This is a genomic window from Intrasporangium sp. (assembly GCF_036566125.1).
Lineage (GTDB): Bacteria > Actinomycetota > Actinomycetes > Actinomycetales > Dermatophilaceae > Intrasporangium.
This window is the reverse complement of record NZ_DATCWX010000024.1, coordinates 1-19,659: the sequence shown is the minus strand read 5'-3', so window position 1 is coordinate 19,659 and position 19,659 is coordinate 1. Positions and strand designations below refer to the sequence as shown.

The window sequence follows — 19,659 nt, the reverse complement described above, 5'->3', positions numbered from 1 at the left end:
TGTTCACTCGATCAGGGGCGGACTGGGGTCGGTCGGCGGGCGCGTGCCAGAGTTGAGGCGTGCGCCCCGTCCTCATCGCCTGCTCCCATGGGACGAGCTCCCCCGCCGGACAGGCCTCGGTTGCGGGTCTGGTCTCTGCCGTCGCGGCGCGCCGCCCGGATCTCGACGTGCGGGCTGCCTTCGTCGACGTCGAGGAGCCGCGCGTCACTGCGGTGCTCGAGAACCTCGACGGTGGGCCGGCCCGGGTCGTGCCGCTGCTGCTCTCCGCGGGCTACCACGTCCACGTCGACCTGGCCGAGGCAGTCGCCGCCCACCCCGACGCGACGCTCGCCGCCGCGCTCGGCCCGGATCCACGCATCGCACAGCTGCTCGCGACCCGGCTCTTCGACGCCGGCCTGCGCGACGACGACACCGTCATCGTCGCCGCGGCCGGAAGCTCCGACACACGGGCGGTCGAGGACTGTCGAGACGTGGCCGAAGCGCTCGGTCACATCATCGGCGGAGCAAGCTCAGCGGCATACCTCTCGGCGGCGGAGCCGCGTCTGGACGCAGCGGTCACCCGGGCACGCGAGGGAGGGGCGCGAGTCGTCGTCGCCACGTACCTGCTGGCGCCCGGGTACTTCGCCGACCTCGCGGCCAACTGCGGCGCGGACGTCGTGACCACGCCGCTCCTCGTCCCCACCGAACCGGCACCCGCGGAGCTCGTGGACCTCGTCCTCGACCGCTACGAAGGCACCCAGGGAACGTAGTCCCTGGGTCGAGGTCGTGGGGGTTGGCACTGTCTCCGGTTGGCCCTACGGTCGGGGAATGAGCGCCGCTGCGGCGCAGAACCGCTCAACGAGGAGCCGCACATGCCCGTCCTGTCCGACCTCACCGCCGCACTGGCCTCCGGCGCCGTCCGAGTCATCGACCTCACCGCACCGCTGTCGAGCGACACGCCACTGCTCGAGCTGCCGCCAGAACTGGGGCAGACGGCCCGGTTCGAGCTCGAGGAGATCAGCCGCTACGACGACCGGGGACCGGCCTGGTACTGGAACAACTTCCACACCGGCGAGCACACGGGGACCCACTTCGACGCGCCGATCCACTGGGTCAGTGGCAAGGACAGGGACGACATCGCGACGGTTCCGCTCTCGGCGTTCGTGGCTCCCGCCGTCGTCCTCGACGTCACGTCGCGGGTCGAGGAGAACCCGAACTTCCTCATCGAGGTCGCCGACATCGAGGCCTTCGCCACCGAGCACGGTCCTCTGCCGCAGGGCGGTTGGCTGCTCTGCCGCACGGGATGGTCGGGCCGGGTCACGCAGGAGGAGATGATCAACCGGACGGACACCGGTCCGTCCAGCCCCGGTATGTCCGTCGACTGTGCCCGTTGGGTGGCGCAGGAGTCGCCGTTGCAGGGCATCGGCGTCGAGACCGTGGGGACCGATGCCGGGGCCGCGCACTCGTTCGACCCCGCCTTTCCGTGTCACTCGTTCCTGTTGGGCGCTGGCAAGTACGGCCTCGCGCAGTTGCAGAACCTCGACCGGCTGCCCCCTGTCGGTGCGGTGGTCGTCGCGTCGCCGCTCAAGATCGTCGGTGGCTCGGGGTCGCCGGTACGGGTGCTCGCCCTCGTCGAGGACTGATTGTGCTCGTCGCCGAGGCGGTGGGGCGGGCACTGGTCGCGGCCGGGGTCGACCACGTCTTCGGAGTCGTGGGATCCGGCAACTTTCACGTGACCAACGCGATGGTGGCCGCCGGGGCCCGGTTCGTCGCGAGCCGGCACGAAGGCGGCGGCGCGACGATGGCCGATGCCTATGCGCGCACGAGCGGTCGTCCCGCGGCCCTGACCGTGCATCAGGGATGTGGCCTCACCAATGCGATGACCGGGATCGCGGAGGCCGCCAAGTCACGGACGCCCCTCGTCGTGGTCACCGCCGAGGCGACCCAGCCGCGGTCCAACTTCTACGTTGACCAGTCGGGGTTGGCCGCGGCCGTAGGCGCGGTGGCGCGGCGCGTGACCTCGGCCGAGACCGCCGTCGCCGACACGGTTGAGGCGGTCGCCACGGCAGTGCACCAGCGCGCCACGGTGGTGCTCAACCTCCCGCTCGAGATCCAGGCCCTCGAGCTGCCGGACGGGCAGTCGACCGGGAGGATCGAGCTGCCGCAGGCGCCAGCGCCGCCAACCCCGTCACCCACCGAGGTGGAACGGCTGGCCGCCACGCTGTCCGCCGCGTCGAGGCCGGTTTTCGTGGCCGGCCGCGGGGCCCGTTCGCACGCGGCCCGCGATGCGCTCATCGCGCTCGGGGAGCGGTCGGGCGCGCTGCTCGCGACGTCAGCGGTGGCCAAGGGTCTCTTCGTCGGCGAGCCGTTCTCGCTGGACGTGTCGGGCGGGTTCGCCTCCCCGCTGGCAGCCGAGCTGATCCACGGCGCCGACCTCATCGTGGGGTGGGGGTGTGCCCTGAACATGTGGACGATGCGGCACGGCACCTTGATCGCGCCCGGCGCCACGGTGGTGCAGGTGGACGACACGGCGGATGCGTTGGGAGCGCACCGTGAGCTGGCCTTCGGAGTCCACGGCGATGTCGCGCTGACGGCCGCGGCCGTGGACGAGGCCCTGCTGGAGGAAGAGCTCGGATCCGGGGCCGCCGGACGAGCGGGTTACCGCTCGCCGGAGCTCGCCGCACGCCTCGCCCGCGAGCTGGCTTGGCGCGATGTGCCGTTCGAGGACAGGAGCATTGCTGACCAGATCGACCCGCGGACGCTGACCATCGCCCTGGACGACCTTCTGCCGACCCGGCGCGTCCTCGGCGTGGACTCCGGCAACTTCATGGGCTACCCGAGCATGTTCCTGCGGGTTCCGGACGAGCGGGGCTTCTGCTTCACCCAGGCGTTCCAGTCGATCGGGCTGGGCCTGTCCACGACGATCGGAGCGGCGCTGGCGCAGCCTGACCGGCTCCCCGTCGCTGCGGTCGGCGACGGAGGTCTCATGATGAGCGTGGCCGAGCTCGACACGGTTCGTCGTCTCGGCCTGCCGATGGTCGTCGTGGTCTACAACGACGAGGCCTACGGGGCGGAGGTCCACCACTTTGCGCCGGGCGGGCATCCCATGGATACCGTCACCTTCCCTGAGACGGACATCGCAGCGATCGCCCGCGGCTACGGCTTCACCGGGGTGACGGTGCGGACAACGGAGGACCTCCACGCCGTCCGGGCCTGGGTCGAGGGGCCCCGCGACACTGCCCTGCTCATCGATGCCAAGGTCCGCGGCGACCAGCCGTCCTGGTGGCTCGAGGAGGCCTTCCGCGGCCACTGAGAGGCTGACTCGGCCGAGGCTCAGAGCACCGCCTGCGCCAACGCCCAGCCGAGGGCGCCCGTCCCGAGCCCACACCCCAGACTGAGCAACACGTTGCCAAGGGCCGCGGCGAAGGCGCCGTCCTCGATGAGCCGAACCGTTTCGAAGCTGAACGTCGAGTACGTCGTCAGGGCCCCGCAGAACCCCGTCGCGACGAGAGCGAGGACCCCGGCCGACGCCGCGTCAGCTGCTCCAGACGGCCCGGACGCCGCGGCGCCGAGCAGGATGCCGAGCAGCAACGAGCCGCACACGTTGACGACCAGCGTCCCCCAGGGGAACCGGCCCCCGTGCCACCGCTGCACCGCCAGGTCCGTCACATACCGCAGCGGCGCTCCCACGGCGCCGCCGATCAGCACGAGCACGAGCGTCACGGCCCCGACCTCCGGGTCCGGGTCAGCGCGCGACCCAGGAGCGCGCCCAGCACCACGGCGCCGAGAGCCAGTACGAGGGTCCCGACGAGATAGGCAAGAGCGAGGCCCGCCTGGCCCTGGGCGAGCAATGTCCGTGTCTCGAGCGCATAGGTCGAGAACGTGGTGAACCCCCCGAGCACGCCGACGCCGAGGAACGGCCGGACATACCGTCGCGGCGGCCACACGTCGGTCACGTAGAACATGAGCAACCCGAGCAGGAGGGAGCCGATCACGTTGACTCCCAAGGTCCCCCATGGGACAGCATCGGCTGCGTGTGGCCACAGCTCGCCCGCCGCGTACCGCGCCGCCGCACCGAGCGCGCCGCCGGCCGCGATGACCCCGAGCACGTCGAGGCGGTCGCGCACGAGCGCGTGGTCGACCTGGCTCGTCCGCACGTCATCGGGCGTGACGTCGGGGTCGACCGGGCCGTGCACGGGACCGTGCGCCGGGTGTGAGCCCATTCGTGTCCTTTCGTGCCGACGGGCATACTCGTGGCGTCCCGCTGTCCACGCCGATGAAAGGGTATGCCGCTGAGCTCGCTCCGCTCCTACCTGACCATCGCGGGTCGGTCCAGTGCCGAGATCGAGGTGCGGCGGTCGCGCTTCGTCTGCGACGTCGAGCGCGTGGAGACGGAGGAGGCGGCCCGCGAGTTCATCGAGGCGGTCCGGTCGCGCAGCCGCGAGGCTCGGCACCACTGCACGGCGTTCATCCTCGGACCGGACGGGGCGATCCAGCGGAGCAACGACGACGGCGAACCGTCCGGGACCGCCGGCGCGCCCATGCTCGAGGTCCTGCGAGGGCGCGGGGTGAGCGATGTCGTGGCGGTCGTGACACGGTGGTTCGGCGGTGTCCTGCTCGGCACCGGCGGCCTCATCCGGGCCTACGGCGATGCGGTCAGCGCCGGACTCGACGCTGCGTCCCTCGTGACGCGCGAGCTGCGGGTCGAGGCACTCGTCGAGGTGAATCACGCCGATGGCCCACGCGTCGAGAACGCCCTCCGCGGCCACCCCGGCACGACGGTGATCACCGTCGACTACCTGGCGACCGGGGTGCGCATCATCGCAGGCGTCGAGCCCGACGGCTTCGACGAGCTGGCCGGCTTCGTCGCGTCCCTCACCTCGGGCGCCGCCGCGGTCACGGCAGGCGCGACCACCTGGGTCGATACCGACCCCCACCGCCCCTGACCATCGGCCTGACCATCGTCCCTGTCCGCAACACACCCGCCTATCGACTGGCAACCCCGGCTACAGCAGGGGTCGGCGCTCGACAAGCGGGTCTGTTGCGGGGTGGAGGGCGGGAGGGCTGGGAGCGAGCGGGCGTGCGGGAGCGAGCTCGGCGGCATACGACAAGATGGTGGTCATGGCACTGCACCTCGCGACGACCGACGAAGGCAACGCCCTGCTGGAGCGGGACCCCCTCGCCCTCCTGCTCGGCATGCAGCTCGACCAGCAGATCCCGATGGAGAAGGCGTTCACGAGCCCGAGCGTCCTCGCCCAGCGGATGGGCGCGGACCACCTCGACGCGGCCACCATCGCGGCACTCCCGCCGGAGACGCTGCTCGAGTACTTCCGCACCCCTCCGGCGCTGCACCGCTTCCCGGGGTCCATGGCCCAGCGCACCCAGCAGCTGTGCCAGGCGATCGTCGACGAGTGGGATGGTGACGCCGCCACCATCTGGGCCGGCGCGGAGTCCGGAGCCGAGCTGGTCAGGCGCATCGGCGGCCTGCCCGGCTTCGGCGACCAGAAGGCGAAGATCTTCGCCGCGCTGCTCGCCAAGCGGTTCGGCGTGGCGCCGCCCGGGTGGCAGGAGGCGACCGGCGACTACGGCAAGCCGGGCCACCGCTCGATCGCGGACGTCGTCGACGACGAGTCGCGCGTCAAGGTGCGGGAGTACAAGAAGGCGAAGAAGGCCGCCCTCAAGGACTGAGTCACGTGTGACTCAGTCCTCTCGCGTCAGTCAGCGAGGAAGCCGAGCAGGTCGGCCCGGGTCAGCACGCCAACCGGCTTGCCGTCCTCGACGACGAGGATCGCGTCGGACTTCTCAAGCTCGTCCCGGGCGGCGCCGACCGGCTCGCCGGAGCCGACGAGGGGCAGGCCGGGCTCCATGTGCTTCTCGACCGAGTCGAACAGGTGCGCCTGCCCCGTGAAGAGGGCCTCCATGAGCGCCCGCTCGCTGACGGATCCGGCCACCTCACCGGACATGACGGGCGGCTCCGCCTTGACGACCGGCATCTGTGACACACCGAACTCGCGCAGGATGTGGACGGCGTCGCGGATCGTCTCGTTGGGGTGGGTGTGGACGAGGGCCGGCATCTCGCCGGACTTCGTGCGGAGCACCTCGCCGACGGTCTGCTCGTCGTGGTCGTGGAGGAAGCCGTAGGACGACATCCACTCGTCGTTGAAGATCTTGGACATGTAGCCGCGGCCCGAGTCGGGCAGGAGCACCACGACCACGGCGTCCTCCGGGAGGTCCTTCGCGGCCCGGAGAGCCGCGACGACGGCCATGCCGCAGGAGCCACCCACGAGCAGGCCCTCCTCGCGAGCGAGGCGCCGCGTCATGTCGAACGAGTCGGCGTCGGACACGGCGATGACCTCGTCGACGACCGAGGGGTCGTAGGCGCCCGGCCAGAAGTCCTCACCGACGCCCTCGACGAGGTAGGGCCGCCCGGTGCCGCCGCTGTAGACCGAGCCCTCGGGGTCAGCAGCGATGATCCGCACCGCACCGTCGCTGACCTCCTTGAGGTACCGCCCGGTGCCGCTGATCGTGCCGCCGGTCCCCGCGCCGGCGATGAAGTGGGTCACGCGGCCGTCGGTGTCGCCCCAAATCTCCGGGCCGGTCGTCGCGTAGTGGCTGTTCGGCCCCTCGGGGTTGTAGTACTGGTTCGGCTTCCAGGCCCCGTCGATCTCCTTGACGAGCCGGTCCGAGACGCTGTAGTAGGAGTCGGGGTGGTCGGGGGCGACCGAGGTGGGGCAGACGACGACCTCCGCGCCATAGGCCTTGAGGACGTCCTGCTTGTCCTGGCTGACCTTGTCGGGGCAGACGAAGATGCACGAGTACCCGCGCCGCTGGGCGATCAGCGCGAGCCCGACGCCCGTGTTGCCGCTCGTCGGCTCGACGATCGTGCCCCCGGGCTTGAGCAGTCCCTCATCCTCCGCCGCCTCGATCATGCGCAGCGCGATGCGGTCCTTGACCGAGCCGCCCGGGTTGAAGTACTCGATCTTGGCCAGCACGGTGCACCTGACGCCGGCGTCCTCGACGACCGAGCTCAGTTTGACGAGGGGCGTGTTGCCGACGAGGTCGGAGATGTGCTCTGCGTACTTCACCGCATCATCCTAGGTCGCGCTGTCGGCGAGACGGCGAGGAGGTATGCCGCTGAGCTCGCTTCCGCTCGCCACTGCCCTTCCTGCGTTGCCGGGTTGGCATTCCCCGTCAGCCCCACGCGTTACGGTGATACCGGGTTCTACCGGGACTAGCTCCACCATGAGGGGGTTCTGCATGAGCCGCGCACGACGCGCTCGGAAGATCGCCCAGACCGCTGCGTTCGGCGGCGGTGTGGGCGCCGCTGGGCTGGGTGCCCTCGGGCTCGCCGGCTACGGCCTGCTCCGGATCGAGGCGCTGATGGCCCGTCGGATCGTGGGCCAGCACTTCGACGGGGCACCGGACGACGAAGGGACCTATGGCTTTGGCCACGGAGCGCCGATCCGCCTCGTCGTGCTGGGCGACTCGACCGGCGCCGGTATGGGCGCGGAGCACGCCAGACAGACGATCGGGGCGACCGTCGCGAATGGAGTGGCCGCCTTCAGTGGTCGTCCGGTCGAGCTGACGAACGTTGCGATCATCGGCGCCGAGTCGCTCCACCTCGGCGGCCAGGTCGACCGGGCACTCGAGCGCGTCGCCAGCCCCGACATCGCCGTCATCCTCATCGGCGCCAACGACGTGACGCACCGGATCGAGCGTTCTCTGGCCGTCCGGCACCTCGAGATGGCCGTCCGGCGGCTGCGCGACGCGGGCGCGGAGGTCGTCGTGGGCACCTGTCCCGACCTCGGTGCGATCGAGCCGCTGCCTCAGCCCCTGCGCTACCTCGCGCGGCGGTGGTCGCGAGACCTCGCGGCCGCCCAGACCGTGGCCGTGGTCGAGGCCGGTGGGCGCGCCGTGTCGGTCGGCGACCTGCTGAGCGAGGCCTTCTCGGCCGAGCCGCACGTGATGTTCAGCCCGGACCGGTTCCACCCGAGTCCAGCCGGCTACGCCCGGGTGGCCGCGGCCCTCCTGCCCTCGGTGAGTGCAGCGCTCGACCTCTTCGGCGAGCGCAGCGCTCCGACTCGGCCGAGCCCGTGGCGGGGCGAGGGCGTCGGGCCGGTTGCCGTTGCAGCGAGCCGGGCGGTGGCCAACCCCGGGACCGAGGTGGCTCCGGCCGAGGTGGGCGGCCAGGCCCGCGGTGTCCATGGCCGCTGGGCGATGATCCGTCGCCGGCTCCGGCCGACGATCGCGGTGCCGCAAGCCGACCCGGTGCGCGAGGACGAGCCGGTCGCCGCGGGTGTGGTCGAGACGGATCCAGAGATCGCGCCTCGTCGCTGACTGTGCTGCCAAACGAACAGCAGACCGTTCGTGTGGCAGCACACTTCCTCCTCAGCCCAGCGGCGCGACCTGGTCCGCTGGGGGCGCCTTGATGCCCAGGTCCTCGTTCCAGCGCGAGAAGTCGAGCTCTCCGGGACTCGTCGACGAGCCCGTGAAGCGGACGATCTCGAACTTCGACTTCGACACGTAGAGGGCTCCCTCGGCCTGGCCCTTGGCGTCGGTGATCACCCAGGCGTCGACCCCGCCCACCGTCTCGGAACCCACGGTGTCGGACAACTGCGATGGCGTCACGGCATTGAACGCCTCGTCGAGGAAGGAGTTGAGGCTGAGCTGTTGCGTGAGCTCCTCGGCCGCGACGGGTGCCTTGACGAACTTGTCGGCCGCAGGCGGTGCAGGCAGGCCCTGGGACTTCCAGAACTGCGCGTCACCTTGGAGGTACACCTCATCAGCCGCAGAGATGACCCGCACCTTGCCCTGGTCCTGGAGGTGCAGGGTGACGTCAGCGCTCGAGCCGTCGCTCGTGCCCTTGAAGTCGATGACCATCTCGGTGCCGTCCTGCTCGATCCGACCGGTGAAGGCTGCCGAACTCGCACTGACCGCGTTCGCCCTGGCCTTCTCGAGGATCTCGGCCGCGCTGGGCGCTGGCACGCTGGGCGTGGCAGTCGCCGACGCCGACGCCGTTGAGCTGGGCGGAGGAGCGGTGGACGTCGTGCACGCCGCGAGGAGTCCAAGCACAGCCGCGCCGACAACTACGGCGACGCGGCTGCGAAGGGGGGGTCGGGTCGTCGCGCTCATCGCTGATCACCCTAACCCGGGGCCCCGAAAGCTGTTCACTCGATCGATCCAGGGCCGCCCGGACCGCCTCCCGATCGAGTGAACAACTTCGGGGGCTTGCCGTGACGAGACGCACACCATAGGGCTGCGGGTGTCGCGGACGCGGCCCAGCGGCATACCATCGGGTGGAACTGAGCGCCCGCTTACCTCCGGGTGCCCGCAGACACAGCCGTCCGCAGGAGGACACCGTGACCGAAGCCGTCATCGTCTCGACCGCCCGCTCGCCGTTCGGGCGCGCCTTCAAGGGCTCGCTCAAGGATGTGCGCCCCGACGACCTGGCCGCCACGGTCATCCAGGCGGCGCTCGACAAGATCCCTGCCCTTGACAAGTCCCTCGTCGAGGACATCTACCTTGGCTGCGCGGAGCCGTCGCACCGCCACGGGTCCAACATGGCCAAGGTCGTCGCGACGCTCCTCGACCTGGACGGCACGCCGGGCGCCACGGTCAACCGGTTCTGCGCGAGCTCCGCGCAGACGACGCGGATGGCTTTCCACGCGATCAAGGCCGGCGAGGGCGACATCTTCGTCTCGGCCGGCGTCGAGTGCGTGTCGCAGTACGTCGGGTTCGCCGGGGCCGGCGGCGCCAGCGAGGGCGACCGCAACCCGAAGTTCGATGCCGCTCAGGCCCGCACGAAGCGCACCGCGGAGACGAACGAGAGGTGGCACGACCCCCGCGAGGACGGCGAGCTTCCCGATGTGTACATCGCGATGGGCCAGACGGCCGAGAACGTGGCCACCGCCTACGGGATCGGCCGCGACCGGCAGGACGAGTGGGGCGTCACCTCGCAGAACCGCGCCGAGGCCGCCATCAAGCGCGGCTTCTTCGACTGGGAGATCACGCCGATCACCACGCCGGACGGCACGGTCGTGACCAAGGACGACGGCCCCCGCCCGGGGGTCACCTTCGAGGCGGTCCAGGCGCTCAACCCGGTCTTCCGTGAGAACGGCACCGTCACCGCCGGCAACTGCTGCCCGCTCAACGACGGCGCCGCCGCCCTGGTCGTCATGAGCGACACGAAGGCCAAGGAGCTCGGCCTCGAGCCGCTCGCCCGCGTCGTATCGACCGCGGCGACCGCCCTCTCCCCCGAAATCATGGGCCTCGGGCCGGTCGACGCCGTCAACCTCGCCCTCAAGCGGGCCGGCATGTCGATCGGGGACATGGACCTCTACGAGATCAACGAGGCGTTCGCGGCGCAGGTCATCGGGTCGGCGGACCAGATCGGCATGGACTACGACAAGCTCAACGTCAACGGTGGCGCCATCGCCATCGGCCACCCCTTCGGGGCCACCGGCGCGCGCATCACCGGGACGATCATCAACGCCCTGCGCGACCGGGACGAGCAGTTCGGCCTCGAGACGATGTGCGTCGGCGGCGGCCAGGGCATGGCGGTCATCTTCGAACGCCTCTCCTGAGCCCACCCCTCTCGCAACACACCCGCTTATCGCGTGCGACCCCCTGCTGCAGCAGGTGGGAGCGCGCGGTAAGCGGGTGTGTTGCGTCAGAGGCTGTGTCGTATGCCGCTGAGCTCGCTCACCACGTCAGTGACCTCCGCGTCGGGCTGGGTGGCGAAGAGGTCGTAGACCATGACCGTCAGCTGGTCCATCACCGTCGCGGGCCCGAGGTCGGGCACCGGCCGAGCCGGTGTGCCGCGCAACCCGGCGACGCGATCAGCGAGCCGCTGAACGAGAGCCGAGGTCAGCGGCATACGGGAAAGCGCGTGGTCGAGCGGCAGCTGACGCCACCGCTCGACCACGCGCCGTAACTCGTCGGAGACCTCCTGCGGAACAGGCGACCTCACGGCTGCTTGATCGTCACCCGTCGCGCATGCGCGCGAGCAGGCGGGCGATCTCGATGTAGAGCCACACGAGCGTGACGATGAGGCCGTGCGCGAGCAGCCACGAGTACTTCTGCGGCGCGCCAAGGCGGACGGCGTTGTCGATCGAGTCGAAGTCGACGGCCAGCGAGTAGGACGCGAGGCCGACGCCGAGGAGGCTGAGGCCGATGCCGAGCATGCCGCTGCCACCGAAGCCCCAGCCGCTGATGACTCCGGTCATCAGGAGGACGACCTGAATGAGCGAGAAGAGCGCGTAGCCGGCGATCATGAAGATGAAGATGCGCCGGGACTTCTCGGTCACCTTGATCAGGCCGGTCGCGTAGCCGGCGTACATGGCCACGAACACGCAGAGCGTGGCGACCACCGCCGTGAGCACCAGGTCGGCGCCGTAGGCCGAGGCGAGGAAGTAGCTGAACGCACCGACGAACACGCCCTGGACCGCGGCGTAGACGAAGTAGAGCGGCGTCGGGATGTTCTTCATGAACATCATCGCGAAGCCGAGGATCAGCGTGCCGAACATGCCGCCCAGCCACAGCGGTGACACGAGGTTCGGGTTGGCGTCCACCATGAACCACGAGACGCCGGCGCCGGCGAGCGTGATGACGAAGAGCACGAGGCTCTTGACGATGACGTCGTCGAGCGTCACGCGGCCCGTGTCGACAGGACCGGCGGCCTGACGTGCATAGAGGTCGTTGAGCTGGTCCGCGGTCACGGCGTCCTGCACGGCGTGGCCCGCGGTTGCTCCCGGCGTCGAGCCCATCGGGCCCTGCTGCCGCCCGCGCTGCGGCTCGCCGAAGCCGGCGTACCGCTCCTGCTGCAGCTGCTTGTCGATCCGGTCGAAGACCGGGTTTCCACCTGCCATGTGTTCGTGCCTCCCCAGCACCTGGGGCCACGTGCCCCTCGATGGGCGTGGCGACTTGTCACTACCCTAAGCGTTCGAGGTGTCAGTCGGAGTTCCCGGGACCTCGGTTCGAGCCGGGACGAGACGGAACCGTGACCGTGCGGGACGGCATACTGAGGGCTCCGCCCCCGTAGCCCAACCGGCAGAGGCAGGCGACTTAAAATCGCCCAAGTCAGGGTTCGAATCCCTGCGGGGGTACTGGCACTCGCCCACGTGCGGGTCAGGCGATGGACAGAGCGATCCCGTCGAGGATGTCGTGCTCGGACGTGATGGCCTCGGCCACCCCCGCCACCTCGGAGACCCGCTCGATGATCCGCCGCCAGATGAGAGCGCCGGCGCCGATGACGTCGACCCGGCCCGCGTGCATGTACGGCAGCGCCCTACGCTCGGCCCGCGTCATGTCGAGCAGTTCCGTGCACGCCTGCGTCAACCGCTCGACCGGCAGCTGCGACAGGTGGATCGCCTCCGGGTCGTAGCGGGGCAGGCGCAGCGCGTGTGCGGTGATCGTCGTGACGCTTCCGGCAAGGCCGACGAGCGCGTGCGCCCCGGACAGCGGGACCGTGGCCGCCGCCTCGTCGATCGCGCGATCCACGTCGGCGGTGGCGGCCGCGATCTCCTCCGAGGTCGGTGGGTCGGTGTGGAGATGGCGCTCGGTCATCCGCACGCAGCCGACGTCGACTGACCTGGCCGCCTCGAGGTGGCCGGTGCCCAGGACGAACTCGGTCGACCCGCCCCCGATGTCGACCACGAGGTAGGGACCGGCGACACCCAGTCCAGCCAGGCCGCCAGTCGCTCCGCTGAACGACAGGCTCGCCTCCTCGTCCCCGCTCACGACCTCCGGGACGACGTCGGCGCCCCAGAGCTGGTGGAAGGCGGACCGGACGCCCTCCACGAACGTTGCCGCGTTGCGCGCGTCGCGCGAAGCGGAGGTCGCAACGAAACGCACACGGGACGCTCCGAGCTGACGGCACTCAGCGGCATACGTCCTCGTCATGTCCAGCGTGCGCTGCATCGACTCGTCCGAGATGACACCGGTGCGATCGACTCCGTGCCCAAGACGCACGATCTCCATCCGGCGCCGCACGTCGACGAGCGTTCCCGTCGCGGGGTCGATGTCGGCGACGAGCAGGCGGATGGAGTTCGTGCCGCAGTCGACGGCTCCGACCCGCACGAGCTCCTCACTCATGGTGCTCACTCATGGCCGCCCCCCTGCGCTCGGCCTCCACGTCCTCTGTCGCGTGGATCGCGGCGCACGACGTCGGCACCCACCAGTCGGGGAGCATGGCGAGCGCCTCGTCACCCAGCGGGTTGACCCCGCGCCCAGCGGCGAGCGAGTGCGCGACGAGGACGTGGAGGCACTTGACCCGGGTCGGCATCCCGCCCGCCGACACGCCAGCGATCTCGGGGACCTCGCCGAGCTCGGCCCGCTTCGCCAGGTACTGCTCATGGGCCCGCTCGTAGCCGGCGCGGAGTTTCCCGTCCTCGGCGAGGCGGGCGGTCATCTCCTTCATGACGCCCTCGGTCTCCAAGGTGCTGATCGCCCCGGTCAACCGTGGGCAGGTGGCGTAGTACGTGGTGGGGAAGGGCGTGCCGTCCGGTAGGCGCGGCTCGGTCCGCACGACGTCCGGCTCCCCGCAGAAGCAGCGATGGGCGACCTCGGCCACGCCGCGAGGAGGTCGCCCGAGCTGCCTCTCGACGGCGACGAGGTCAGCCGGGTCGACGGCACGCGGGTTGGCCTTGTGGGCCGGCTCCGGAACCGTCATCGGGACAGCCCCGCGGTGGGTCGGTCGGCGATCTGGATGGACTGCCACACCTTGCCGTACCACGGTGCCGAGTCGTTGGCCATCGGCGCCGCAACGACCGGCTCCTGCGCAGACTCTTCCTGCGAACGCTGGCTCTCGAGACCGGTCACCGAGTAGGCCCGGTCACCGACTCGCACGAACCGCAACCGCTCGCGAGCCTGCTCCTCGATGTACCGCGGGTCCTTCCACAGGGCAGCCTGCTTCGTCAGCTCCTCCACGGTAGCCCGCTGCCGCTCCACCCTCTCCTGCATGGCGACCGTGTCGTTGCTCTGCTGGATGACGGACCGAAGGGTCGGCACGAGGGTCACCGCCAGCATGACGACGATGCCCAGCAGGATCGCGCCGCGTACCCACGTCGTCGACTGGGATGGGGGCTCAGGCGGCCTGGTGCGGGCCCTGGCTGCGTGGGCGGGCCGCTCGCTGCCCTGCTTGGGGCGGCCAGGCGTGCGCGTGGATCCTTGCCGCCCCCCGCCGCCCGCGGGACCGCGACGGGTCCGTTGGGCCCGCTGGCGGCCGTTGCCACCCGAGCGGGAGGGGGTGCGGGGGGTGCGGTCTGGCATCAGGTCTCCACGTCGGTGGGCCGGTCCGGCTCAGCCCTCGTACCTGGACGCGTCGAAGCGCGGGAAGGCGCCGGCCCCCGCGTAGACGCCGGCGTCGTCCAGCTCCTCCTCGATGCGCAGCAGCTGGTTGTACTTGGCGACCCGCTCGGAGCGCGCCGGGGCGCCGGTCTTGATCTGGCCGCAGTTCGTCGCGACGGCGAGGTCGGCGATCGTGACGTCCTCGGTCTCGCCGGACCGGTGGCTCATCATGCAGCGGTAGCCGTTGCTCTGGGCCAGGGCGACCGCATCGAGCGTCTCGGTGAGCGTGCCGATCTGGTTGACCTTGACGAGCAGCGCGTTGGCGGTCCCCGTCGCGATGCCCCGGGCGAGGCGCTCCGGGTTGGTGACGAACAGGTCGTCACCGACGAGCTGGACCCGGTCACCGAGGCGCTCGGTGATGGCCTTCCAGCCGTCCCAGTCCTCCTCGTTGAGCGGGTCCTCGATGGAGACCAGCGGATAGGAGTCGACGAGGTCGGCGTAGTAGTCGATCATCTCGCCCGCCGACTTGCCGGCCCCTTCGAACTGGTACGACCCGTCCTGGTGGAACTCGGACGCGGCGACGTCGAGGGCCAGCGCGACGTCCTTGCCGGGCACGTAACCGGCGGCGGTGATCGCCTCGACGATGATGTCGAGAGCCGCGCGGTTGGAGTCGAGGTTCGGGGCGAAGCCGCCCTCGTCCCCGAGGCCGGTGGCCAGGCCGCGGTCGTGCAGCACCTTCTTGAGCGAGTGGTAGACCTCGGTCCCCCAGCGCAGCGCCTCCCGGAAGGTCGGCGCGCCGATCGGGGCGACCATGAACTCCTGGATGTCGACATTGGTGTCGGCGTGCGAGCCACCGTTGAGGATGTTCATCATCGGCACCGGAAGGACGTGCGCGTTCGGGCCGCCGACGTAGCGGAAGAGGGGCAGACCAGCCGACTCGGCCGCGGCGTGGGCCACGGCAAGGGAGACGCCGAGCATCGCGTTGGCCCCGAGGTTCTCCTTGTTGGCCGAACCGTCAAGAGCCTTCATCTCGGCGTCGACGAGCCGCTGCTCGCTCGCATCGAAGCCGACAAGGCCCGGGTTGATCTGCTCGATGACGGCATCCACGGCCTGCTCGACCCCCTTGCCGAGGTAGCGCCCCTTGTCCCCGTCGCGTCGCTCGGAGGCCTCGAAGGCTCCTGTCGAGGCGCCGGACGGCACGGCCGCCCGAGCGAACGTCCCGTCGTCGAGACGGATCTCGACCTCGACGGTCGGGTTACCGCGCGAGTCGAGGATCTCGCGGGCGCCAATCTCCTCAATGGTGGCCACTGTTGCTCCTGTGGTCGTCGAACCGGTCGGGCGCGTACGTCCCGAGCGTAGCCCGTTGCGCTGCACCGCTCGATGACCGACCCGGTAGCCTCTCAGGATCGAGCTGGACAAGAAGGATGGACCGTCCATTTCCCGGTTCTGCCACACGACGTCACCGGATCCCGTCATACTCTGAGGGTCGTCGCGGGGGACGTGCGTCCAGTCAGGGCAGGCGCGAAAGCGCCAAGGTGGGGAGATTTCTGGAACATGGTCCAGTCCGTGCACGAGGCTGACTTGCGGATGCTTGCTGTCGCCGCGCGACCGGTCGTCCAGCCGCGCACCGAGCGGACCAAGAGCATTCGGCTCTTCCAGCTGGGCATTGCGGGCGGGGACCTCGCCGTCATTGTCCTGACCACGGCCCTCGCGGCCATCGGCAGGCACCGCCTCGACATCTTCCGCGAGTCCGCCGACGTCACCGAGGTGGCCCAGTCGGTCGGCCCCTGGGTCGTTCTCGGCTGGATGCTCGTCAATCACGCAGTTGGCACGTACCGACACGGACACCTCGGCGTCGGGACGACGGAGTACGCGAAAGTCCTTGCGGCCGCGGGCTTCACGGGCGGGGCGATCGGGATCATCAGCTACCTGACGAAGTTCAACCTCTCTCGCGGGTTCTTCGTCCTGCTGTTCGTCTTCGGTGTCCCTCTGCTGCTCTTGTGGCGCTGGACGGCCCGCCGAATCGTCCATCGCTTCCACCTCCGCGGCCACCTCGTGACGAAGGTGCTCATAGCGGGGTCCGCCCAGCACGTCGACGAGGTCGCGGCGGTCCTCGACCGCGAGTCGTGGCTGGGCTACCGGATCATCGGCGCCCTCCTGCCGCAGGCCGACGAGGTCGAGGTGACCCCGCGAGGGGTGCCCGTGGTCGGCCTCAGCACCGAGACGGCACTGGCGACGCGCGAGAACGCCGCCGACCTCATCGTCTTCACCGAGGGAGCCTTCGGGTCGTCGACCGACTTCCGCCGCATCGCCTGGGACCTCGAGGGCCATCACGTGCAGATGGCCGTCGTGCCGAGCCTCAGCGACATCTCGTCCGGCCGCGTGATGATGCGTCCCGTCGGCGGCCTGCCCCTCGTCCACGTCGAGCCACCGCAGAGCCTCGGGGCCAGCCGTGGCCTGAAGCGAGCCTTCGATGCCATCGGCGCGGCGCTGTGCCTCATCATCCTCGGACCCCTCATGTTCGCCGTTGCGGCTGCCATCTGGCTGCAGGACCGCGGCCCAATCCTGTTCCGGCAGACCCGGGTTGGCAGGGACGGGGAGCTCTTCGAGTGCCTGAAGTTCCGCAGCATGGTGGTGGACGCCGAGGCCCGGTTGTCCGCCGTAACACACCTGAACCAGAACGCCGACGGCCTGCTCTTCAAGGCCCAGCAGGATCCCCGGATCACGCGTGTCGGCCGCTTCATCCGCCGATACTCAATCGACGAGCTGCCCCAGCTGCTCAACGTCATCGCCGGCGAGATGAGCCTGGTCGGCCCTCGGCCGGCCTTGCCCGCCGAGGTCAGGCGCTACTCCACCGACGTCCAGCGGCGTCTGCACGTCCGTCCCGGCATGACCGGCCTGTGGCAGGTGTCCGGGCGGAGTGATCTGTCGTGGGAGGACACAGTGCGCCTGGACCTCTACTACGTCGACAACTGGTCGATCGTCCAGGACCTGTCCATCGTCATCAAGACGGTGCGCGCCGTGTTCAGCTCAAGCGGCGCGTACTGAGCGGTGCGCGCCCAGCCAGCCCAGCGGCATACGGCATCAAAAGAATTGGTCGTATGCCGCTGAGCTCGCTTCAGCGCGCACGCTCAGTCGCGTCTCGCCTGGCTCTCACTCGCCTCGGCGAGCTGGCGCAGCGTCTCGCGCAGGGCTCCCTCGGCGTCGACGCCTGAGGCCCTGGCCCGGCGCACGAGCGCGAGCAGCTCCGCGCCGAGGCCACCGGCCGACTCGGCGAGGTCGAGCAGATCCGCGCGATCGTTCCGCTCGAGCCGGCCGATGTACTTCTCCGCGCGGGCGAGTGCGGGGAGACTGACGGGCACGCCCTCGAGGGGGTGGAGGCGGTGCTGCTTCTCCGCCGCCTTGATCGTCTCCCAGTTGGCCTCGACGGCGTCCGGGGTCTGCGCGTCGACGTCGGCGAACACATGGGGGTGCCGGCGGACGAGCTTCTCGACGAGGCCGCCTGCGACGTCGTCGATGTCGAACGGTGCGGTCGGGTGCTCCTCGGCCACGCGGGCGTGGAACGCGATCTGCAGGAGCAGGTCGCCCAGCTCCTCACGCATGTGGTCGGTGTCGCCGGACTCGAGGGCCTCGATCGCCTCGTGGGCTTCCTCGAGCAGGTAGGGGACCAGGCTCTCGTGGGTCTGCTGGGCGTCCCACGGGCAGCCGCCCGGGGAACGCAGTCGGTCCATGACCGCGACCACATCGAGCAGGCGTGCCCCGGGCAGGTCGAAGGATCCGACGAGGACCTCCACGTCCGGAGGCTCCGGCAGCCTGCTGACCTCGGTGGCGATGGCCTCGTTGAGACCGGGATCGCCGTCGGACGAGCCGATCCACACGGCCGTGCCGGTGGCTGCTGCGCTGACGAGCTCACGGGCAAGCGAGGGCACGTCCGATCGGTCGCGCACCATCACCTCGACGCCCGCCTCGGCGATCGCCTCGCCCTGCGGCTCGTCCGGCGCGGCCCACACTTGCCGAGCGCGTGACAGCGCGGTCCACGCGTCACGGGTGAGTACGCCGGGGGCGACCCGAGGCGTGGAGAGGAGCAGGACAAGGCGCCCGTCACGGACGATCTCGTCCGTCGCGTCACTCACCGCCCGGTGCGAGGATCCAGTTGGGCCGCTGCTGGCCAATGGTGAAGAAGACGGGGGGCTCCTCCGAGCGGACGAGCTGGCCGAAGCGAGGGTTCACCGTGATCGTGGCCTTGTCGAGGTTCTCGCGGTAGCGGGCGAGGTCCTTCTCGGTCAGCTGGCCCGACTGGAGCAGGGCGACCGTGTTGATGAACTCCTTTGTCGTGTCGGTCGCATCCGGAATCGCGGCGATAGCGCTGGCGGCGGTCGCGTCCGGCTGCCAGCCGCCTGAGTCGCTGAGGGCGTTCTGGAGCAGGGGCGAGGCAACGAGAGCGGTGACCACGATGTTCTCCGGGAAGTTGAACTTGGCCTCGTGCAGCTGTTGCGCGGTCTCCTCGACCTGGTCCTCGTGGATCACCTCGCCGTTGACGACGGCGGCGCCCTGCTGCCTGGTCTCGAATCCACAGCCGGCGAGCAGGGTGACGGCACCGAGCACCACCAGGGCGGCCGCTGCGACGCGCTTCGATGAACGGGCGCGGACTGACGTTGCCTTCACTGAACTCCTCCTCTGGCGGACCCGGGTGACATCTTACGGTGCGCTCGAGGCGGCGGAGGCCACCCCGGCTGCGGCGGCGATGTCGTCGAGCAGCACTGCCGTGATGAGCTGCCGCGCCCACCCGACGACCTCGAGGTCGCGCAGCGGCTTGCCACCGACCCGAGCCGTCGTGGGAACCGGCACGAGGATCGTCCCGAGTGCCTCCTTGACGATCGTCCCGGGATAGAGCCGCATGAGGCGCAGCTGCTGGCTCTCCCGGAGGTCCTTGACGGGACCGAAGCGGACGTACTTGCCCTGTACTCCGATGTCGCCGATCCGGGCCCTGCGCGCGACGACCCGCAGACGGGCCACCTCGAGAAGGTTGTCGACCGGCTGGGGCGGCGGGCCGTAGCGGTCGCGCAGCTCCGCCTCGATCTCGTCGACCGCCTCCTGGCTCTCCACCGTCGCGAGTTTCTTGTACGCCTCGAGGCGCAGCCGCTCGCCCGGCACGTAGTCGTGGGGCAGGTGGGCGTCGACGGGCAGCTCGATCTTGATCTCGGCGGGCGCCTCTTCGGCGTCGCCTCGGAAGTCGGCGACGGCCTCGCCGATGAGTCGCACGTAGAGGTCGAAGCCGACGCCGGCGATGTGCCCGGACTGCTCACCGCCGAGGAGGTTGCCGGCCCCGCGGATCTCGAGGTCCTTCATCGCGACCTGCATGCCCGCGCCGAGATCGGTGTGCTGCGCAATCGT

Annotated in this window: 21 protein-coding genes and 1 tRNA gene; 9 read left to right on the top strand and 13 right to left on the bottom strand. The window is 70.3% G+C overall.

Going from position 1 to position 19,659, the window contains the following annotated elements; translation table 11 throughout:
* Positions 1-59: 59 nt before the first annotated feature.
* The 3 genes from VIR15_RS01625 (at position 60) to VIR15_RS01615 (ending at position 3,292) form a co-directional block, all read left to right on the top strand.
* The gene (locus VIR15_RS01625) at positions 60-749 is read left to right on the top strand and encodes a sirohydrochlorin chelatase (RefSeq protein WP_331925725.1); all 690 of its coding nucleotides are present in this window, start codon (positions 60-62) and stop codon (positions 747-749) included.
* A 102-nt stretch (positions 750-851) separates the two neighbouring features.
* Entirely contained in the window at positions 852-1,622 is a 771-nt protein-coding gene (locus VIR15_RS01620; protein ID WP_331925724.1) for a cyclase family protein, read from the top strand.
* Positions 1,623-1,624: 2 nt separating this feature from the next.
* A complete protein-coding gene (locus tag VIR15_RS01615; protein ID WP_331925723.1) occupies positions 1,625-3,292 on the top strand; it encodes a thiamine pyrophosphate-binding protein in 1,668 nt (555 codons plus the stop codon).
* A 20-nt stretch (positions 3,293-3,312) separates the two neighbouring features.
* On the opposite strand, the gene crcB (VIR15_RS01610) is transcribed toward VIR15_RS01615, so the two are convergent.
* The gene (gene crcB / locus VIR15_RS01610) at positions 3,313-3,702 is read right to left on the bottom strand and encodes a fluoride efflux transporter CrcB (RefSeq protein WP_331925722.1); all 390 of its coding nucleotides are present in this window, start codon (positions 3,700-3,702) and stop codon (positions 3,313-3,315) included.
* Positions 3,699-4,202 carry a fluoride efflux transporter CrcB gene (gene crcB, locus VIR15_RS01605; protein ID WP_331925721.1) on the bottom strand — a complete coding sequence of 168 codons (504 nt, stop codon included), beginning with the start codon at positions 4,200-4,202 and terminating at the stop codon, positions 3,699-3,701. Before crcB (VIR15_RS01605) ends, crcB (VIR15_RS01610) begins: the two co-directional genes overlap by 4 nt.
* Positions 4,203-4,265: 63 nt before the next feature.
* On the opposite strand from crcB (VIR15_RS01605), the gene VIR15_RS01600 reads away from it, so the two are divergent.
* Together VIR15_RS01600 and VIR15_RS01595 are read left to right on the top strand one after the other, a co-directional pair.
* On the top strand, positions 4,266-4,925 hold the full coding sequence (locus VIR15_RS01600) for an IMPACT family protein (RefSeq protein WP_331925720.1): 660 nt from the start codon (positions 4,266-4,268) through the stop codon (positions 4,923-4,925).
* A gap of 175 nt (positions 4,926-5,100) precedes the next feature.
* Positions 5,101-5,667 (top strand): HhH-GPD-type base excision DNA repair protein, encoded by a 567-nt coding sequence (locus tag VIR15_RS01595; RefSeq protein ID WP_331925719.1) that lies wholly within the window; start codon positions 5,101-5,103, stop codon positions 5,665-5,667.
* A gap of 26 nt (positions 5,668-5,693) precedes the next feature.
* On the opposite strand, the gene VIR15_RS01590 is transcribed toward VIR15_RS01595, so the two are convergent.
* Positions 5,694-7,064: a cystathionine beta-synthase gene (locus VIR15_RS01590; protein WP_331925718.1), complete on the bottom strand. Its 1,371-nt coding sequence runs from the start codon at positions 7,062-7,064 to the stop codon at positions 5,694-5,696.
* A 172-nt stretch (positions 7,065-7,236) separates the two neighbouring features.
* On the opposite strand from VIR15_RS01590, the gene VIR15_RS01585 reads away from it, so the two are divergent.
* Positions 7,237-8,316, top strand: coding sequence for an SGNH/GDSL hydrolase family protein (locus VIR15_RS01585; RefSeq protein WP_331925717.1), 1,080 nt, complete (start codon positions 7,237-7,239; stop codon positions 8,314-8,316).
* Positions 8,317-8,367: 51 nt separating this feature from the next.
* On the opposite strand, the gene VIR15_RS01580 is transcribed toward VIR15_RS01585, so the two are convergent.
* Positions 8,368-8,964, bottom strand: coding sequence for a hypothetical protein (locus tag VIR15_RS01580; RefSeq protein ID WP_331925716.1), 597 nt, complete (start codon positions 8,962-8,964; stop codon positions 8,368-8,370).
* 374 nt (positions 8,965-9,338) lie between these two features.
* Here VIR15_RS01580 and VIR15_RS01575 point away from each other — a divergent pair, with 374 nt between their 5' ends.
* Positions 9,339-10,562 carry an acetyl-CoA C-acetyltransferase gene (locus VIR15_RS01575; protein WP_331925715.1) on the top strand — a complete coding sequence of 408 codons (1,224 nt, stop codon included), beginning with the start codon at positions 9,339-9,341 and terminating at the stop codon, positions 10,560-10,562.
* Positions 10,563-10,648: 86 nt separating this feature from the next.
* Here VIR15_RS01575 and VIR15_RS01570 read toward each other — a convergent pair whose 3' ends face one another.
* Both VIR15_RS01570 and VIR15_RS01565 read right to left on the bottom strand, forming a co-directional pair.
* Positions 10,649-10,948 (bottom strand): hypothetical protein, encoded by a 300-nt coding sequence (locus VIR15_RS01570; protein WP_331925714.1) that lies wholly within the window; start codon positions 10,946-10,948, stop codon positions 10,649-10,651.
* A gap of 13 nt (positions 10,949-10,961) precedes the next feature.
* Positions 10,962-11,846: a Bax inhibitor-1/YccA family protein gene (locus tag VIR15_RS01565; RefSeq protein ID WP_331925713.1), complete on the bottom strand. Its 885-nt coding sequence runs from the start codon at positions 11,844-11,846 to the stop codon at positions 10,962-10,964.
* 163 nt (positions 11,847-12,009) lie between these two features.
* Between VIR15_RS01565 and VIR15_RS01560 the strand changes: the two genes are divergently transcribed.
* A tRNA-Leu gene (locus tag VIR15_RS01560) sits at positions 12,010-12,083 on the top strand.
* Positions 12,084-12,105: 22 nt separating this feature from the next.
* On the opposite strand, the gene VIR15_RS01555 is transcribed toward VIR15_RS01560, so the two are convergent.
* Genes VIR15_RS01555 through eno form a run of 4 tightly spaced genes read right to left on the bottom strand, consistent with a single transcriptional unit; the run spans position 12,106 to position 15,573 of the window.
* The gene (locus VIR15_RS01555; protein WP_331925712.1) at positions 12,106-13,071 is read right to left on the bottom strand and encodes a Ppx/GppA phosphatase family protein; all 966 of its coding nucleotides are present in this window, start codon (positions 13,069-13,071) and stop codon (positions 12,106-12,108) included.
* Positions 13,064-13,648 carry a DUF501 domain-containing protein gene (locus VIR15_RS01550; protein WP_331925711.1) on the bottom strand — a complete coding sequence of 195 codons (585 nt, stop codon included), beginning with the start codon at positions 13,646-13,648 and terminating at the stop codon, positions 13,064-13,066. The genes VIR15_RS01555 and VIR15_RS01550 overlap by 8 nt, the downstream gene beginning before the upstream one ends.
* Entirely contained in the window at positions 13,645-14,247 is a 603-nt protein-coding gene (locus VIR15_RS01545) for an FtsB family cell division protein (protein WP_331925710.1), read from the bottom strand. The genes VIR15_RS01550 and VIR15_RS01545 overlap by 4 nt, the downstream gene beginning before the upstream one ends.
* A 30-nt stretch (positions 14,248-14,277) precedes the next feature.
* Positions 14,278-15,573: a phosphopyruvate hydratase gene (gene eno / locus VIR15_RS01540; RefSeq protein ID WP_331925709.1), complete on the bottom strand. Its 1,296-nt coding sequence runs from the start codon at positions 15,571-15,573 to the stop codon at positions 14,278-14,280.
* A gap of 258 nt (positions 15,574-15,831) precedes the next feature.
* On the opposite strand from eno, the gene VIR15_RS01535 reads away from it, so the two are divergent.
* The gene (locus VIR15_RS01535) at positions 15,832-17,313 is read left to right on the top strand and encodes a sugar transferase (protein ID WP_331925708.1); all 1,482 of its coding nucleotides are present in this window, start codon (positions 15,832-15,834) and stop codon (positions 17,311-17,313) included.
* A gap of 83 nt (positions 17,314-17,396) precedes the next feature.
* Here the strand turns inward: VIR15_RS01535 and VIR15_RS01530 are convergent, their stop codons facing one another.
* The 3 genes from VIR15_RS01530 to VIR15_RS01520 all read right to left on the bottom strand — a co-directional run.
* Positions 17,397-18,398, bottom strand: coding sequence for a nucleoside triphosphate pyrophosphohydrolase (locus VIR15_RS01530; RefSeq protein ID WP_331925707.1), 1,002 nt, complete (start codon positions 18,396-18,398; stop codon positions 17,397-17,399).
* Positions 18,391-18,930 (bottom strand): hypothetical protein, encoded by a 540-nt coding sequence (locus VIR15_RS01525; protein WP_331925706.1) that lies wholly within the window; start codon positions 18,928-18,930, stop codon positions 18,391-18,393. The genes VIR15_RS01530 and VIR15_RS01525 overlap by 8 nt, the downstream gene beginning before the upstream one ends.
* A gap of 33 nt (positions 18,931-18,963) precedes the next feature.
* Positions 18,964-19,659, bottom strand: a 696-nt coding sequence (locus VIR15_RS01520; RefSeq protein WP_331925705.1) for a TRCF domain-containing protein, incomplete at its 5' end; no start/stop codon positions are given.

What these genes read in the sequence shown, in the direction of transcription:
- VIR15_RS01620 (WP_331925724.1), top strand. Translation starts at nt 852, where the DNA reads ATGCCCGTCCTGTCCGACCTCACCGCCGCACTGGCCTCCGGCGCCGTC.
- VIR15_RS01545 (WP_331925710.1), bottom strand. Translation starts at nt 14,247, where the DNA reads ATGCCAGACCGCACCCCCCGCACCCCCTCCCGCTCGGGTGGCAACGGC.
- VIR15_RS01600 (WP_331925720.1), top strand. Translation starts at nt 4,266, where the DNA reads ATGCCGCTGAGCTCGCTCCGCTCCTACCTGACCATCGCGGGTCGGTCC.
- VIR15_RS01555 (WP_331925712.1), bottom strand. Translation starts at nt 13,071, where the DNA reads ATGAGTGAGGAGCTCGTGCGGGTCGGAGCCGTCGACTGCGGCACGAAC.
- VIR15_RS01595 (WP_331925719.1), top strand. Translation starts at nt 5,101, where the DNA reads ATGGCACTGCACCTCGCGACGACCGACGAAGGCAACGCCCTGCTGGAG.
- crcB (WP_331925721.1), bottom strand. Translation starts at nt 4,202, where the DNA reads ATGGGCTCACACCCGGCGCACGGTCCCGTGCACGGCCCGGTCGACCCC.
- VIR15_RS01565 (WP_331925713.1), bottom strand. Translation starts at nt 11,846, where the DNA reads ATGGCAGGTGGAAACCCGGTCTTCGACCGGATCGACAAGCAGCTGCAG.
- VIR15_RS01585 (WP_331925717.1), top strand. Translation starts at nt 7,237, where the DNA reads ATGAGCCGCGCACGACGCGCTCGGAAGATCGCCCAGACCGCTGCGTTC.
- VIR15_RS01550 (WP_331925711.1), bottom strand. Translation starts at nt 13,648, where the DNA reads ATGACGGTTCCGGAGCCGGCCCACAAGGCCAACCCGCGTGCCGTCGAC.